Origin of the sequence: Pseudomonas sp. MF6755, assembly GCF_016405635.1 — a bacterium.
Classification (GTDB): Bacteria; Pseudomonadota; Gammaproteobacteria; order Pseudomonadales; family Pseudomonadaceae; genus Aquipseudomonas; species Aquipseudomonas haemolytica.
The window spans coordinates 164713-181875 of the sequence record NZ_JAEKDA010000002.1 but is presented as its reverse complement, the minus strand read 5'-3'; the positions used below and the strand labels follow the sequence as shown (position 1 = coordinate 181875).

Below are 17163 nucleotides of genomic sequence, written 5' to 3'. Positions count from 1 at the left end.
GAATCTAGTCATGTCTGACTTTTGGGTCAACGGTTTTCTGACCTAAGGGTCAAGAAACTGCGATCACAACACTTTCAATTATGGTCCAGTCTTCTCGAACCGGCGTTTCTAGCGGCGTGTGGCCTCACAACACTGCTTATTTCATGCCAAATTCGCCGCGGTGGGCGTAGCGCCATCAGCGGGCCAATGCGCTACACTGCCGCGCTTGTACCGATAGAAGATTTTGAAGGGTAAACATGACGTTCAAGGCGCCGGACAGTCTCGCCGAGCAAATTGCTCACCACCTCGCCGAACGTATCATTCGCGGCGATCTCAAGCCTGGAGAACGGATCCAGGAACAGAAGGTCACGTTGGCGCTCAACGTCAGCCGTGGTTCCGTGCGTGAAGCCTTGCTGATCCTCGAGCGCCGCCACTTGATCGCGATCCTGCCGCGCCGTGGTGCCCATGTCACCGAGCTCACTGCTCACAAGGTGCAGAGCCTGTGTACGCTGATGGGCGAGATGTACATTCTGCTGGGCAATGCGGTGGCCGAAGGCTGGCAGACCCAGGCCGACATGGCGCCATTCCTGCAGATCCAGCAACGCCTGATGGCCAGTTTCGAGCGCGAGGACGTGCGCGCCTTCGTCGAAGAAAGTTTCAATGTGATGCGCGCCGCGTATCCCTTTGCCAACAACCCGTATTTGCAGGAAACCGTCGAGAACCTGCAACCGGCGATGAGCCGTGCCTATTACCTGGCCCTGGACCAGCGCAAGGCGGAAATGGGCGAGTACCTGGCGCTGTTCGAGCAACTGCTCGCGGCGGTGCTTGCCCGTGACCTGCCGCAGATCCGCCAGGTGCTGTCGGCCTACTGCCAGCGCAGCAGCTCGTTGGTTATCGCTGCGTTGGCGGACGCCTAAGCGTGCGGCTCAAGTGCATCAAGTTGGCGGGGTTCAAATCCTTCGTCGACCCGACCACCGTGAACTTCCCCAGCAACATGGCGGCGGTGGTGGGGCCCAATGGCTGCGGCAAGTCGAACATCATCGACGCCGTACGCTGGGTGATGGGCGAGAGCTCGGCGAAAAACCTGCGCGGCGAGTCGATGACCGACGTCATCTTCAACGGCTCCACCAGTCGCAAGCCGGTGAGCCAGGCCAGTATCGAGTTGGTGTTCGACAACTCCGACGGCACCCTGATCGGTGAATACGCGGCGTACGCGGAAATCTCCATTCGCCGCAAAGTCACCCGCGACAGCCAGAACAGCTACTTCCTCAACGGCACCAAGTGCCGCCGTCGCGACATCACCGATATCTTCCTTGGCACAGGCTTAGGCCCGCGCAGTTATTCGATCATCGAACAGGGCATGATCTCCAAGCTGATCGAAGCCAAGCCCGAAGACCTGCGTAACTTTATCGAAGAAGCGGCCGGCATCTCCAAGTACAAGGAGCGCCGTCGCGAGACCGAAAACCGTATCCGCCGCACCCATGAAAACCTCGCCCGCCTGACCGACCTGCGCGAAGAGCTGGAGCGCCAGTTGGAGCGCCTGCACCGCCAGGCCCAGGCCGCCGAGAAGTATCAGGAATACAAGGGCGAAGAGCGCCAGCTCAAGGCGCAACTCTCGGCCCTGCGCTGGCAGGCATTGAATGACCAGGTGGGCCAGCGCGAAGCGATCATTGGCACCCAGGAAATCAGCTTTGAAGCGCTGGTGGCCGAGCAGCGCAACGCCGATGCCAGCATCGAACGCCTGCGTGACGGCCACCATGAATTGTCCGAACGCTTCAATCTGGTGCAGGGGCGTTTCTATTCAGTGGGCGGCGATATCGCCCGGGTTGAGCAGAGCATCCAGCACGGCCAACAGCGCTTGCGCCAGTTGCAGGATGACTTGAAGGAAGCCGAACGTGCGCGCCTGGAAACCGAATCGCACCTGGGCCATGACCGCACCCTGTTGCTGACCCTCGGCGAAGAGCTGGACATGCTCACCCCGGAGCAGGAAATCACCAGCGCCGCCGCCGAAGAAGCCGCCGCGGCCCTGGAAGAATCCGAAACCACCATGCACAGCTGGCAGGAACAGTGGGACGCCTTCAACCTGCAATCCGCCGAGCCGCGCCGCCAGGCTGAGGTGCAGCAGTCGCGCATCCAGCAGCTGGAAACCAGCATGGAGCGCCTGGCCGAACGCCAGCGTCGCCTGCAGGAAGAGCGTGTATTGCTTGCCGCCGACCCGGAAGACGCGGCGATCCTCGACCTGAGCGAGCAACTGGCCGAAAGCGAAATGACGCTGGAAGAGCTGGAAGCCAGCGAAGAACAACAAGTGGAGCGCCTGGAGCAATTGCGTCAGCAATTGCAACAGGCGACCCAGGCACAGCAAACCGCCCAAGGTGATCTGCAGCGGCTCAACGGCCGGCTGGCTTCCCTGGAAGCCCTGCAGCAAGCGGCGCTCGACCCGGGCACCGGCACGGCGCAATGGCTGCGCGACCAACACCTGGCCGAGCGCCCGAGACTGGCCGAAGGCTTGAAGGTCGAAGCCGGTTGGGAGCTGGCGGTGGAAACCGTGCTCGGCGCCGACCTGCAAGCGGTGCTGGTGGATGATTTTGGCGGCTTTGACCTGGCCGGTTTTACCCAGGGCGACCTGCGTTTGCTCAGCCCCGCGGCGGACGGTACGCGCGTGCCGGGCAGCCTGCTGGACAAGGTTGAGGCGGCGATTGATTTGTCGCCTTGGCTCGGCCAAGTCAAACCCGTGGACAGCCTTGAGCAGGCCCTGGCCCTGCGCGGTCAACTGGCTGCCGGGCAGAGCCTGATCAGCCGCGACGGCTTTTGGGTTGGCCGGCACTTCTTGCGTGTGCGCCGCGCCAGTGAAGCAGAAAGCGGCGTTCTTGCTCGTGGCCAGGAAATCGTCAACCTGACCGCCGAGCGTGAAGAGCGCGAAGCCACCCTCGAAAGCCTGGAAACCGAACTGCAAACCCTGCGCGCCACTCAGCGCCAGCAGGAAACCGGCCGCGAACACCTGCGCCGGTTGTTGCAGGACGAAGCGCGCCAGCAGGGCGAATTGAAAGCCCAGCTGTCGGCGAGTAAGGCCAAGGTCGAGCAACTGACCCTGCGCCGTACTCGCCTCGATGAAGAAGTGGCCGAGATGGGCGAACAGCGCGCCCTGGAACACGAACAAATCGGCGAAGCCCGCCTGCAATTGCAGGAAGCCCTCGACAGCATGGCCCTGGACACCGAGCAGCGCGAGTTGCTCCTGGCACAGCGCGACAGCCTGCGCGAACGCCTCGACCGCGTGCGCCAGGAAGCCCGCCAACACAAGGACCACGCCCACCAATTGGCGGTGCGCCTCGGCTCGCTGCGCGCCCAGCACGACTCTACGCGCCAGGCCCTTGAGCGCCTGGAAATGCAGTCCGAACGCCTGACCGAAAAGCGTGAGCAACTGAGCCTCAACCTGGAGGAGGGCGAGGCGCCGCTGGAAGAGTTGCGCCTCAAGCTCGAAGAGCTGCTCGATAAGCGCATGACCGTCGACGTAGAACTCAAGACGGCGCAGATCGCCCTGGAAGATGCTGACCGCGAACTGCGCGACGCGGAAAAACGCCGCACCCAGGCCGAGCAGCAATCCCAGTTGATCCGCGGCCAGCTCGAACAACAGCGCATGGAATGGCAAGCCCTCACCGTGCGCCGCAAGACCTTGCAAGACCAATTACTGGAAGACGGCTATGACCTGCACGGCGTGCTCAACACCCTGACCGCCCAGGCCAACGAGAAAGACGCCGAAGAAGAACTTGAACGCATTGCCGCGCGCATTCAACGCCTCGGCGCGATTAACCTCGCGGCTATTGATGAATACCAGCAGCAGTCCGAACGTAAACGTTATCTGGATGCCCAGAACGCCGATCTGGTCGAAGCCCTGGACACCCTGGAAAATGTGATCCGCAAGATCGACAAGGAAACCCGCAACCGCTTCAAAGATACCTTTGATCAGATTAATAGCGGTTTACAGGCGTTATTCCCAAAAGTTTTCGGTGGTGGCAGCGCTTACTTGGAACTGACGGGCGAAGATCTACTCGATACAGGGGTAACGATCATGGCGCGGCCTCCGGGCAAGAAGAACAGCACCATCCATTTGTTGTCAGGCGGGGAAAAAGCCCTGACCGCATTGGCCCTGGTATTTGCCATCTTCAAGTTGAACCCGGCGCCGTTCTGCATGCTCGACGAAGTTGACGCGCCGCTGGATGACGCTAACGTTGGACGCTACGCTCGGTTGGTTAAAGAGATGTCCCAGACCGTGCAGTTCATCTATATCACCCACAACAAGATCGCCATGGAAATGGCCGATCAGTTGATGGGGGTCACGATGCACGAGCCGGGTTGTTCGCGATTGGTAGCGGTGGATGTGGAAGAAGCGATGGCGATGGTCGAATCCTGAGCCAAGCCAGCAAAGAGAATTTACGGCACGATGTAGGGTGGTTTACCGGTCTGAAGAAAGTGGCAAATGGACATATTTGTTCAAGGCATTTTGACAGACGGTGTAAAGTTATCTTTGGTCGTGCTAGTTTAATGTCAATTTTTCGTATGCGTGGGCAAAACGTCAGTCAGAACATAGAGTTGGCGCCACGTTTTAAAGCGGTTTGCACGGTGCTAAACCCCTTATTTTTCAGCATTTTTTATTAGAGGCACGGGATTACATGGAAATCGGTCTGCGCGAGTGGCTGATCGTCATCGGCATCATTGTCATTGCCGGTATTCTTTTTGATGGCTGGCGCCGCATGCGCGGTGGCAAGGGCAAGCTCAAATTCCGCTTGGACCGAAACCTGTCCAACCTGCCGGACGACGACGGCAGCGCTGAGCTGCTGGGGCCTCCCCGTGTGCTGGATACCCATAAAGAGCCGCAACTGGACGAGCACGACTTGCCGTCGATGAGTGCGCCGGTGCGTGAAGCCCGCGAGCCGTCGTCCAAACGTGGCAAGCGTGGCAGTGCAGCGGTTGCCGAGCCGCATCAGGGTGACCTGAACCTCGACGTCGACGACGGCCCGAGCTTCAGCAGCCGCGATGACGATTTCCCGGACGAGACGCCGACCAAGAGCGCACCGCGCCAATCGGTGAACGATCAGCCAGCCGCCGAAGAAGTCCTGGTCATCAGCGTGATCTGCCGCGACGCCGCCGGCTTCAAAGGCCCGGCACTGTTGCAGAACATCCTTGAAAGCGGCCTGCGTTTCGGCGAGATGGATATCTTCCACCGTCACGAAAGCATGGCCGGTAACGGCGAAGTGCTGTTCTCCATGGCCAATGCGGTCAAGCCGGGCACCTTCGACCTGGACGATATCGACCTGTTCAGCACCCCGGCGGTCAGTTTCTTCCTCGGCCTGCCAGGCCCGCGTCACCCGAAACAAGCGTTCGACGTGATGGTGGCCGCCGCCCGCAAGCTGTCCCAGGAACTCAATGGCGAGCTCAAGGATGATCAACGCAGCGTGCTGACCGCCCAGACCATCGAACACTACCGTCAGCGCATCGTCGAGTTCGAGCGTCGCGCCCTGACACAGAAACGCTGAGGTTCGATCTTAAGCGTTGTCTGTAGAATCCATGCACTAACATATTGAGCAGCTTCGGCTGCTCTTTTGCTTTATGAGAGAACACCCATGACCGCCGCCCCTACCCGCATCCTCGAACTGCGCGCTGAACTGGATCAGCACAACTACCGCTACCACGTGCTCGACGAGCCGAGCATTCCGGACGCCGAGTACGACCGCCTGTTCCACGAGCTCAAGGCTCTGGAGGCCGAGCATCCGGAGCTGGTGACGCGCGATTCACCGACGCAGCGGGTTGGCAGTGCGGCGCTGTCGGCATTCACCCAGGTCAAGCACGAGATCCCGATGCTCAGCCTGGGCAACGCCTTTGATGAAACCACCATGCTCGAGTTTGATCGCCGGGTCATCGAGGGCCTCGACCTGCCGGTGGGTGATCTGTTCGGCGCTGGCGCGGCGGTGGAATACAGCTGTGAGCCGAAGCTGGATGGCCTGGCGGTCAGCCTGCTGTACCAGGATGGCGAGCTGGTGCGCGGCGCCACCCGAGGTGACGGCACTACGGGCGAAGACATCAGCGTGAATGTGCGCACCGTACGCAATATCCCCTTGAAGCTGCATGGCACGGGATGGCCGGCGACCCTGGAAGTGCGTGGCGAAGTGTTTATGTCCAAGGCCGGTTTCGAGCGTCTGAACGCCTCGCAACTGGAGGTCGGCGGTAAGACGTTCGCCAACCCGCGCAACGCTGCGGCCGGCAGCCTGCGCCAACTGGATTCGAAGATCACTGCCAGCCGACCGTTGGAATTCTGCTGCTATGGCATCGGCCAAGTGACCGCGGATATCAGCGACACCCATATCGGCAACCTCAAGCAGTTGCAGAAGTGGGGCATGCCGATCAGTCACGAACTGAAGTTGGCCAAGGGTATCCAGGAGTGCCTGGACTACTACCGTGATATCGGCGAGCGGCGTAATGCGCTGGGCTATGAAATCGACGGCGTGGTGTTCAAGGTCAACAGCATCGCCTCCCAACGTGAACTCGGCTTCCGCGCCCGCGAACCGCGCTGGGCTATCGCGCATAAATTCCCGGCGATGGAAGAACTCACCGAGCTGCTCGACGTGGAGTTCCAGGTCGGCCGCACGGGCGCCGTGACGCCGGTGGCGCGCTTGAAGCCGGTCAAGGTGGCTGGCGTGACCGTGTCCAATGCCACGCTGCACAACATGGACGAAGTGGCACGCCTGGGGTTGATGATCGGTGACACCGTGATCATCCGCCGTGCCGGTGATGTGATCCCGCAAGTGGTCTCGGTGGTCACCGAGCGTCGCCCGGAAAACGCCCGTGCGGTGCAGATCCCCGAGAGCTGCCCGGTGTGCGGCTCCCATGTGGAGCGCACGCAGTTGGTCAAGCGCAGCAAGGGCAAGGAAACCGTCAGCGAGGGCGCGGTGTACCGTTGTGTCGGGCGCCTGGCCTGTGGTGCGCAGCTCAAGCAGGCGATTATCCATTTTGTCTCGCGCCGTGCCATGGACATCGACGGCCTGGGCGACAAGACCATCGAGCAACTGGTGGATGAAAAACTTATTGGTTCACCGGCGGATCTCTACAAGCTCAAGTACGAACAGATCATCGACCTGGAAGGCTTTGCCGATATCTCCAGCAAGAAACTGATCAGCGCCATCGAAAACAGCAAGACGCCGACCCTGGCGCGCTTTATCTATTCCCTGGGTATTCCCGATGTAGGCGAGGAGACTGCCAAGGTACTGGCGCGCTCCCTGGCGTCCCTTGAGCGTGTGCAGAAGGCCCTGCCGGAAGTGCTGACGTACTTGCCTGACGTCGGCCTGGAAGTGGCGCATGAGATTCACAGCTTCTTTGAAGACAGCCATAACCGTGAAGTCATCGGCGCGCTGCTGTCGCCGCAGGAGTGCGGCCTGCAATTGCAGGAACAGGGCGACCTCAGCGCCGAATTTGCCGCCAGCGCCACTCTGGGCGGCCTGCTTGATAAGTTGCACGTGCCGTCGGTGGGCCCAGGCGCCGCGCAGAAACTCGCGGACAAGTTTGGCACCCTCGAGGGTGTGATCAAGGCTGACTGGCTCGACATGCGTCAGGCGCTGCCCGAGAAGCAAGCCAAGGCCGTGCGGGACTTTTTTGACAATACCGACAACGCCCGTCACGCCCTGGCCATCGAGCAACAGCTCAAGGACTTTGGCATGCACTGGCAGAGCGAGAAGAAGGTGGTCGAAGGCTTGCCCGAGGCCGGGCACACCTGGGTGCTCACCGGCTCCCTGGAGCTGATGAGTCGCGATGTCGCCAAGGACAAGCTCGAAAGCCTTGGCGCCAAAGTGGCCGGTTCCGTCTCGGCGAAAACCCATTGCGTGGTGGCCGGGCCGGGTGCTGGATCGAAACTGGCCAAGGCCAGTGAGCTGGGCTTGAAAGTGCTGGACGAAGAGGCTTTCGTGGCCTTCCTGGCCGAGCACAACATCAGCGTCTGACCGGCCTCACAGGAAAGTGGAACGAACTCTCGCCAGGGATGCTCTAGTATTGGCAAGCATCCAGGGAGAGCCCGCCATGTTCCGCTACTTCGAGCAACTCAGTACGCGCATTGCCGCACCGTTCATGGCCCACACCTCGCGCAACGGCAAGGTGTGGCAATGCCGGTGTGGCCAGTCGCTGTTCTTTCGCAACAGCCAATGCCTGGCCTGCCAGGCGGTGCTGGGTTATCAGCCGCAGCAGAGTCGCCTGTCCTCCCTGCAACCCGGACCTGTCGTCGACACCTGGCTGGCGGACGATAACCTTGATGCTGGAGCCTTCCGTCGCTGCGCCAACCTTGACACCCCGGCCGCGTGCAACTGGCTGATCCCGGCCCACAGCAGCGCGTCGCTGTGTGTGGCCTGTAGCCTGAACCGCACCATTCCCGACCTGTCGATCCCCGAAAACCCCGAACGCTGGCGCAAGGTCGAAACCGCCAAGCGCAGGCTGGTGGCGCAATTGATCAGCCTGGGCCTGCAAGTGGTGCCCAAGAGCATCGACGAAAACACTGGCCTGGCTTTCGACTTCATCGGCATCGACCTGGAAGGCAACGCGCCCACCACCGGCCATGCCAACGGCCTGGTCACCCTCGACATCAAGGAAGCCGACGATGCCCACCGCGAAAAAGTCCGCGTACAGATGCGCGAGCCTTACCGCACCTTGCTCGGCCACTTTCGCCATGAGGTCGGCCACTATTATTGGGATCGCCTGATCGCTGACAGCCATTGGCTCGGGCCTTTTCGCACGCTATTCGGCGACGAACGCGCCAGTTACGCCGAAGCCCTCGACCAGCACTACCAGAACGGCCCGCGCCCGGACTGGCAACAAACCTGCGTGAGCGCCTACGCCACCATGCACCCCTGGGAAGACTGGGCCGAAACCTGGGCCCACTACCTGCACATGATGGACGCCGTCGATACCGCCCTGGGCTTTGGCATGAGCGCCCGCGAGATGGACCTGGATTACCAGCCGTTTCCCCTGACCACACTGTACGAACCCGAACACCCTGGCGGCCCGGCGTTCCTCTCTTTCGTCAACGCCTGGATCGAACTGGCCGGCATGCTCAACGAGCTGTCCCGCGCCATGGGCCAGCCGGATTTCTACCCCTTCGTGCTGCCGCCGGCGGTGATTGCCAAGTTGCACTTTATTCACCTGGTCATCCAGGAAGAGGGCGGCAGGGCTGATACGGTTATGGCAAGTACTTGAACCCTCTCATTTTTTAATCCGGAACCAACGGTTGTAACTTCCGATGAGATCGGTACAATGGCGCGGCTTGCCGAGAGGCCAGCGTCGTTATGGTGACCCCATCGGTCCCCCCGCAACGATTACCCGTGAACCTGGTCAGAGCCGGAAGGCAGCAGCCACAGCGGGAACATTGTGTGCCGGGGTGTGGCTGGTGGGGTTGCCTCCATAACGCTCCCTCCTGCAGTCCCTTCTTCAATTTCCAATCCGAATTTATTGCCCTGCCAGTCACCTGTGACGCTATTGCACAGTGCCTGACGGTCATTTCACGACTAGTGGCATACTCTCCAGCGTCTCATTCCCCTGGCTACGAGGCTGTATGCACTCGGAACATTTTGATTTATCCAGCCCTGTGTTCTTGCCGATCACCGATCAAACCTGTGCGGGTTTGTTGGGGACTGACGGTGCAGAGGCGCTCGTAGCCCTGAGTGAGCCGGAGCTGGCGGCGGTGCTGGTGATCCAGAATCTGGCGCAGGTGCCGGAAAGCGACTTGAGCGCCAATGGCGCTGAAAAGGTGTTGGCCAAGCTCATTGACTGGGCGGTAGATGCCAGCCATTCGGCGACCGTGTGCCTGCTGTCGGAAGCACAGCGGCTGTTTGACCAAAGGAAGCTGTACTTCGGTCTCAGCGTGGTCAAAAGCCTGAAGCTGCGTTTTCTGCTGGCGGAGGAAGTACAGGCGCGAGATTACCTGTTGCCCGATGGCAAGTGGGACGTCGAGTATAAAGTCCGTCACCTCAAGGCAAACGACCCGTTCAGCAAGCAGATGGTCACGCCCCGGCACCGCGAGCGCTGGTTGAGCGCCGAGCAAGACAAGCTGGTCAGAACCTTCCGCGCCAACCTGAATGAAGACCTGCATGTCCAAGGTTACGCGGGCATCGGCAAGAGTCACCTGCTGGTGGCCTTGATGGAGCATCTGCGTCCGGAAAAGACCTTGTTGCTGGCGCGTACCCCGGAAAAACTGGAAACCCTGCGTACCCGCATGGTGGGCGTTCGCGAGCGAAAGGCCGGGCATACTTTCCACGCGTTTGCGCATGCCTTGCTGCATGGCCCGCGGCCCAAGCCGCTGAATACGCAGGTGCGAGCGCCGAGCAAGCAGGCACTGGCCCGGGAGCTGAATATCTTTGGCTTCCGGCGCCTGGAAGGGCAGGCGGTGCTGGACGTCTGCCTCAAAGTGCTTGAAGCCTACTGCCGCTCCTGGGAATACAGCCTGTCGGCCAAGCATCTGCCACATTTCAAACAGCCGCTGTCCAGCGTCGATAGTCGGGCGCTGCTCGAATACGCCAGCCGGTTATGGGGCTACCTTGAGGCGAATCCGGCCTGGGGCAGCCACACCGGGTTTGAAGCCTTGTTGATGATCAAGCGCGCCAGCCTTGCGGGCTGCGTGGTGCCCGAGCGCTATACCCATGTGCTCATCGACGAGAGCCAGGACATTCCGGCGCCGCTGCTGCAGATCATCGAGCGCGGCCGCCAGGTGCTGATTACCCTGGGGGATGAGTATCAGCAGGCCAGTGGGGGCGTGGTCAAGCGCGCCCGTGAGGTTCGCCATACGGACGTCTGCTACTCCGTACGCTCGGGCCGCAATGTCGAGCGCCTGGTCAACCCATTGATCAGCCAGCACTCGGATAAAAGCAAGGTGCTCTTCGAGGGCGCGCGGGACGCCGACGTCGGTATTGAGTTTTATCCGCAGGGCTTCGTACCGCCGCAAGGTTGCGTGGTGCTGACGGCGTCCCATTGGGACACCATGAAGTGGGCCATCCAACTGAGCGAAGCCCGGTGTGTATTTGGCCTGGCGAGCAAAGAGGCGCAGCAGTCGCTCAAGTACTTCATGGACACGGTCATCGCGTTGTTCAAGCCAGATTTCTACAGCAATGAGTTCAACGACGTCGGCCCCCATCCATTTTTCATCGATATGCTCGATTGGCAGCAGGTGCGGGATGCCTGCCAGTTCGATGAGGCGTTTCTGTGGGTCGAGGCCGAGCTGGAAAAAGGCTTTAACCTGGCTGATGTCACGCGCTTGAACAGGTTGAGCGGTCATCCGCACGAGCGCTGCCTGTTGATGCTGGCGCAAGACGCGGGTGGCATGGAGTTCGACCGGGTGTTGCTCACCCCCGAGTTATTGACCAATGTGAAGTTCAAGGACGCCTACGCGTTCGATCAGCGACTCTGTGCGGTCTACATCGCTATTTCCCGGGCCAGGATGCAACTGTATCTGCCCTACGATGTAGTCGAGTGGCTTGACTACCACACGTATCAGAAAACCCGGGAATTGCACGGTTACTGATGGATTTAGTCAGGCGCTGTCAGCCAAAGGTCTCGCGCAGTAGCCCGGCAAACGCATCCCGCGCCAGATGTCGCTGGGTGTCCTTGTGCCAGAACAGCAGGTTGTCCACCGCTGCCAGTTCTTCAAACCGATAGGACGCCAACTGATCGGCCTGTTCATAGCGCGCCAGAATGCCCTCAGGCGCCAACGCCACGCCAATCCCGGCGCTGACGCAACCGATGATCGTGCCCCAACTGGCATAGCTGGCAATCGCTGGCTTCACGTCATGGGGCTTGAGCCAGTTTTCCAGCGCGGCACGATAGGGGCAGCCCGGTGGCCACACCAGCAGCGTGCGGCCGGCCAGGTCCTTGGCGCTGTTGATAGGCGCGCTGGACGCACTGGCGATCAGCACCAGGCGTTCGCTGTAGACCACGCTTTGCTCCAGCTTCGTACGTTTGCCACCGGCGGCCACCAGCGCCACATCCAGCCGATGGTGTTGCAGGTCGTCCAGCAGTTGCGCCCAGGCGCCGGTGACCAGTTCCAGGCTGACGTCCGGGTAACGTCGGTGGTATTCAGCCAGCAACGGTGGCAGGCGGCCGCTGGCGCTGGACTCCACCGCGCCAATGCGCAAGGTGCCACGGGGAATGGCGTTGGCATCCACTGCACGTTTGGATTCATCCACCAAGGCCAGGATGCGTTCGCAGTAATCCAGGAAGATCTCACCGGCGGCGCTGATCGCCAGCCCGCGGCCGGCGCGGATGAACAACGGCGTGCCCAACTCGCTTTCCAGCTGCTTGATGCGTGTGGTGATGTTGGACGGCACGCAGTGCAACTGCAGGGCGGCCTGGGCCACGCTGCCGGTTTGTGCCACGGCTCGCACCATTTTCAGTTGGGCCAGTTCCATTGCTCAGTTCCAGTGATTTCAGAAGTCAGAAACGCTTAATTGTCCTGGGCCTGGCGTGGGCCAAGACTGACGGTATGCCTTCTCAATGTGTGGATGCCGTCGATGAATACCCCGTCACCGCTAAAGCTTACGCTAGTCATTGCCGCCGTCATCCTCTGTTGGGCCTATTCACCCATCGGTGTGCACATGGGCCTGCATAGCTACAGCCCGGGTCAATTGGCATTGCTGCGGTTTTTGATCGCGTCGGTATTCATGGCGGGCGTGGCCTGGGTGGTCGGTATTGGGCGGCCGCATGTGCGCGACCTGCCGTGGCTGCTGGTACTGGGTTTTTTCGGGGTGTTCCTGCACCACATCAGTCTCAATCACGGGCAGCAATGGGTGACGGCGGCGGCGTCGAGTGTGTTGGCACAGTCGGCGCCGCTGTTCAGTGTGTTGATCGCGTTTTTCTGCTTGAAGGAGCGGGTCAGCATCTGGCGTTGGGGGGGCGTGCTGTTGGGTTTGGCCGGCGTGCTGGTGGTGATCTGGGGTGACCAGGGCGTGGGCGACATTGATCCACGAGGCTTGCTGATCCTGCTGGCGGCGTGCTCATGGAGTGTGTATTTCGCTATCCAGAGGCACTACGCCCATCGTTACAGCCCGCTGACCATGGCGTGCTACATGGTGTGGTCCGGCACCTTGATGCTCTGCGTGAACCTGCCGGGCTTGCCCGCCGCCATCATGCAGGCGCCGCTACCGGAGAATTTCGCCGTGCTGGTGCTGGGTATTTTCCCCAGCGCCTTGGCGTATCTGGCCTGGGGCTATGTGTTGAAGCACGTCGAGGTCAGTCGCGCTTCGGTGGCGATGTACCTGATTCCACCGGTGGCCATGGTGATGGCCGCGACGCTGCTCGGCGAGCACGTCGCCCTGCAGGTGATACTGGGCGCGGTGATCGTACTGGCCAGCGTCGCCGCCATCAGCCTGGAGGGCCGTTGGCGTTCAATCGTTCCTGCAGACCGTGCGCAGAAGCCCTCTGTGAGGCCAATCGAGCAAGCTTCGTCAGATTAGACGAGCGTGCCGGATGCAATTTCCCCCTTGCTCCGCTAGCATTACCGGCTTCCGCTTCCCAGTTGCGACGGTTTTCGATGAGTTATCAGGTTCTTGCACGTAAATGGCGCCCGCGCTCGTTCCGCGAAATGGTCGGCCAGACCCATGTGCTCAAGGCTCTGATCAATGCCTTGGACAGCCAACGGCTGCACCACGCCTACCTGTTCACCGGTACTCGCGGGGTGGGCAAGACCACGATTGCGCGCATCATTGCCAAATGCCTGAATTGTGAAACCGGTATCACTTCAACGCCTTGCGGCACCTGTTCGGTATGCCGCGAGATCGACGAAGGGCGCTTTGTCGACTTGATCGAGATCGACGCCGCGAGCCGTACCAAAGTCGAAGATACCCGCGAGCTGCTCGACAACGTGCAGTACGCGCCGAGCCGTGGCCGCTTCAAGGTCTACCTGATCGACGAAGTACACATGCTCTCCAGCCACTCCTTCAACGCCCTGTTGAAAACCCTGGAAGAGCCGCCGCCCTACGTTAAGTTCATCCTGGCCACTACCGACCCGCAGAAACTTCCTGCAACGATTTTGTCGCGGTGCCTGCAGTTCTCTCTGAAAAACATGACCCCCGAGCGCGTGGTCGAGCATTTGACCCATGTGCTGGGCGTCGAGAACGTACCGTTCGAAGACGACGCGCTGTGGTTGCTCGGCCGCGCCGCCGACGGTTCGATGCGTGACGCCATGAGCCTCACCGACCAGGCCATCGCGTTTGGTGAAGGCAAGGTTATGGCCGCCGACGTGCGCGCCATGCTCGGCACCCTCGACCACGGCCAGGTGTTCGACGTGCTGCACGCGCTGATCGAAGGTGACGCCAAGGCGTTGCTCGAAGCGGTGCGCCACTTGTCGGAGCAGGGCCCGGATTGGAACGGCGTGCTCTCGGAGATCCTCAATGTGCTGCACCGCGTCGCCATCGCCCAGGCCCTGCCGGAAGGTGTCGACAACGGCCATGGTGACCGCGACCGCGTATTGGCCCTGGCCCAGGCATTGCCGGCCGAGGATGTACAGTTCTACTACCAGATGGGCCTGATCGGTCGTCGAGACCTGCCCCTCGCGCCGGACCCGCGAGGGGGCTTTGAAATGGTGCTGCTGCGCATGCTGGCGTTCCGGCCGGCGGATTCGGCAGACGCGCCGAGACAGCCGCTAAAGCCAGTGGGGATCAGCCAGGCCACAGTTGATTCCGCCAAACCAGTGGCTGGCGCGGCAGTTGTCGCGCCAGTAGTAGTTGCTGCGCCTGCGCCGGTTGTGCCAGCCCCCGAGCCTGAGCCTGAACCGGTTGCAGTAGCGGCTGCGGTTGAACCCGCGCCGGTTATCGAGCCCGAGCCTGTGGTCGACCTGCCCTGGAATGACCCGATCGAAGCTGAGGCCGAGCCCGAGCAGCAACCCGCCGTGGAACCCGTACTGGAAACCACCGGCGAGCAGCCCGAGCTGACACCGATGCCGGCGCCGACCCCGGACAGCGTCGTGCCGGATGCCCCTGAGTGGGCCTCGGCGCCGGTCCCCGAGCCGACGGTCGCCCAGGTTGAGGCTGCAACCCCAGGCATCGATCTGGACGACGAACCGCCGCTGGACGAAGACTATATAGAGCCAGACATGGACTCGGCCTACAGCTACCTGGACGAATTGGCCAGCGAGCATACCGCCGAGCCGGCTCCCGAGCCCGAGGCAGAACCCGCAGCGGCCCCCGCCACCGGCCTGGCCCTGCAATGGCTGGAATTGTTTCCGAAATTGCCGATCTCCGGCATGACCGGCAGTATCGCTGCCAACTGCACCCTGATTTCCATCGAGGGCGACCACTGGCTGCTGCACCTGGACCCGGCCCACAGCGCCTTGTTCAATGCCACCCAGCAGCGCCGGCTCAACGACGCACTCAACCAGTTCCATGGGCGCACGCTGACCATCGCCATCGAGCTGATCAAGCCCGAGCAGGAAACCCCGGCCCAGGCTGCGACCCGTAGGCGCCTTAACCGCCAGCGCGAGGCCGAGGATTCGATTCACGCTGATCCGCTTATCCAACAAATGATGCAACAGTTCGGTGCGGTCGTCCGTCACGATACTATTGAACCTGTCGAAGCTCCGGTGCCTCAGGCGTCATGACACCGGGCTACTAACTTGATCCACGTACTTTGAGGTGATTCCCATGATGAAAGGTGGCATGGCCGGCCTGATGAAGCAGGCGCAGCAGATGCAGGAAAAGATGGCCAAGATGCAGGAAGAACTGGCCAACGCCGAAGTCACCGGTAAAGCCGGTGGCGATATGGTCAGCGTGGTGATGACTGGTCGTCACGACATCAAGCGCGTCAGCATTGATCCGAGCCTGCTCGAGGGCATCAGCGATGACGACCGTGAAGTGCTGGAAGATTTGTTCGCCGCAGCCGTCAACGACGCGGTGCGCAAGATCGAAGCCAACAGCCAGGACAAAATGTCCGGCGTGACCGCTGGCATGCAGCTGCCACCGGGCATGAAGCTTCCGTTCTGATACACACTTTGGCTAGACTCAAATGCCAGGCATCGCGCCTGGCATTTTTTTTGGACGGTCGAAACATCGAACCCCAACCCTTCACCCATGGTCTGCACCCTATACCGTTGAATTCACTCACCGATAAAAGGAGCCCCGCTGATGCCTCAAGAATTGACGCTCAACCAACGCATCGTTCTGGTCTCACGCCCTCAAGGCGCACCCACGCCGGAAAATTTTCGACTGGAGCGTGTGAGCTTGCCGGACCTGGCGGACGGCCAGGTGTTGTTGAAGACGCTGTACCTGTCCCTGGACCCGTACATGCGTGGGCGCATGAGCGACGCGCCTTCCTACGCCGCGCCTGTGGAAATCGACGAGGTGATGACCGGTGGCGCTGTCAGCCGTATCGAGCAATCACGCAACCCTAAATTCGAAGTGGGCGACCTGGTGGTCGGTGCCACCGGCTGGCAAAGCCACAGCATTACTGATGGCCATAACCTGATGCCGGTGCCCAAGGGGCTGGCAAGCCCATCGATGGCTTTGGGCGTGCTGGGTATGCCGGGCATGACCGCCTACATGGGCCTGATGGACATCGGCCAGCCCAAGGCCGGGGAAACCCTGGTGGTGGCGGCGGCGTCCGGCGCGGTGGGTTCGGTGGTAGGCCAGGTGGCCAAGCTCAAGGGCTTGCGTGTGGTGGGAGTTGCCGGCGGTGCGGACAAGTGCCGCTATGTGGTGGAAGAGTTGGGCTTTGACGCCTGCATCGACCACAAGAGCGCAGACTTTGCCCATGAGTTGGCGCTGGCCTGTTTCAAAGGCGTGGACATCTACTTTGAAAACGTCGGCGGTAAGGTCTTCGATGCGGTGCTGCCTTTGCTCAACCCCAAGGCGCGCGTGCCGCTGTGCGGGTTGATCGCCGGTTATAACGCCCATGAAGCGCCCAGCGGTCCTGATCGCCTGCCGGGGCTGCAGCGCACCTTGCTGACCAAGCGGGTGCGGATGCAGGGCTTTATCGTGTTCGACGACTATGGTGACCGCCAGCCGGAATTTCTCAGCGCCATGGCGCCTTGGGTGCGCGACGGCAAGATCAAGTTCCGCGAGGACGTGGTCGATGGCCTGGAGCAGGCGCCCGAAGCCTTTATCGGCCTGCTTGAGGGGCGCAACTTTGGCAAGCTGGTGGTACGCGTCGCGCAGGATTGAGTATTTGACGCTA

General features: G+C 61.2%; 11 protein-coding genes and 1 other RNA gene. 11 read left to right on the top strand and 1 reads right to left on the bottom strand.

Annotated elements, in window-relative coordinates:
* The first annotated feature begins 236 nt into the window (after positions 1 to 236).
* The 7 genes from JFT66_RS03220 to JFT66_RS03190 all read left to right on the top strand — a co-directional run bounded on the left by JFT66_RS03220 (position 237) and on the right by JFT66_RS03190 (position 11524).
* Positions 237 to 896, top strand: a complete 660-nt coding sequence (locus JFT66_RS03220; RefSeq protein WP_153838168.1) for a GntR family transcriptional regulator — start codon at positions 237 to 239, stop codon at positions 894 to 896.
* 2 nt (positions 897 to 898) lie between these two features.
* Complete coding sequence (gene smc, locus JFT66_RS03215; RefSeq protein ID WP_162524859.1) at positions 899 to 4387, top strand: chromosome segregation protein SMC; 3489 nt, start codon at positions 899 to 901, stop codon at positions 4385 to 4387.
* 259 nt (positions 4388 to 4646) lie between these two features.
* On the top strand, positions 4647 to 5510 hold the full coding sequence (gene zipA / locus JFT66_RS03210) for a cell division protein ZipA (RefSeq protein WP_034119293.1): 864 nt from the start codon (positions 4647 to 4649) through the stop codon (positions 5508 to 5510).
* An 87-nt stretch (positions 5511 to 5597) separates the two neighbouring features.
* Entirely contained in the window at positions 5598 to 7964 is a 2367-nt protein-coding gene (gene ligA / locus JFT66_RS03205) for an NAD-dependent DNA ligase LigA (protein WP_198858735.1), read from the top strand.
* Between the two features lie 76 nt (positions 7965 to 8040).
* Positions 8041 to 9207, top strand: coding sequence for a zinc-binding metallopeptidase family protein (locus tag JFT66_RS03200; RefSeq protein WP_198858734.1), 1167 nt, complete (start codon positions 8041 to 8043; stop codon positions 9205 to 9207).
* 99 nt (positions 9208 to 9306) lie between these two features.
* An RNA gene (gene ffs, locus JFT66_RS03195) (signal recognition particle sRNA small type) lies at positions 9307 to 9403 on the top strand.
* A gap of 159 nt (positions 9404 to 9562) precedes the next feature.
* Positions 9563 to 11524, top strand: coding sequence for an AAA family ATPase (locus JFT66_RS03190; protein ID WP_198858733.1), 1962 nt, complete (start codon positions 9563 to 9565; stop codon positions 11522 to 11524).
* Between the two features lie 19 nt (positions 11525 to 11543).
* On the opposite strand, the gene JFT66_RS03185 is transcribed toward JFT66_RS03190, so the two are convergent.
* Positions 11544 to 12407, bottom strand: a complete 864-nt coding sequence (locus JFT66_RS03185) for a LysR family transcriptional regulator (protein WP_153838163.1) — start codon at positions 12405 to 12407, stop codon at positions 11544 to 11546.
* A gap of 102 nt (positions 12408 to 12509) precedes the next feature.
* On the opposite strand from JFT66_RS03185, the gene JFT66_RS03180 reads away from it, so the two are divergent.
* From JFT66_RS03180 to JFT66_RS03165, 4 genes are all read left to right on the top strand, one after another.
* Entirely contained in the window at positions 12510 to 13451 is a 942-nt protein-coding gene (locus JFT66_RS03180; protein ID WP_198858732.1) for a DMT family transporter, read from the top strand.
* Between the two features lie 77 nt (positions 13452 to 13528).
* A complete protein-coding gene (dnaX, locus tag JFT66_RS03175) occupies positions 13529 to 15592 on the top strand; it encodes a DNA polymerase III subunit gamma/tau (RefSeq protein WP_034119286.1) in 2064 nt (687 codons plus the stop codon).
* A 43-nt stretch (positions 15593 to 15635) separates the two neighbouring features.
* Positions 15636 to 15974, top strand: a complete 339-nt coding sequence (locus tag JFT66_RS03170) for a YbaB/EbfC family nucleoid-associated protein (protein ID WP_034119285.1) — start codon at positions 15636 to 15638, stop codon at positions 15972 to 15974.
* A 141-nt stretch (positions 15975 to 16115) separates the two neighbouring features.
* Complete coding sequence (locus JFT66_RS03165; RefSeq protein ID WP_034119284.1) at positions 16116 to 17150, top strand: NADP-dependent oxidoreductase; 1035 nt, start codon at positions 16116 to 16118, stop codon at positions 17148 to 17150.
* The last annotated feature ends 13 nt before the right edge of the window (positions 17151 to 17163 follow it).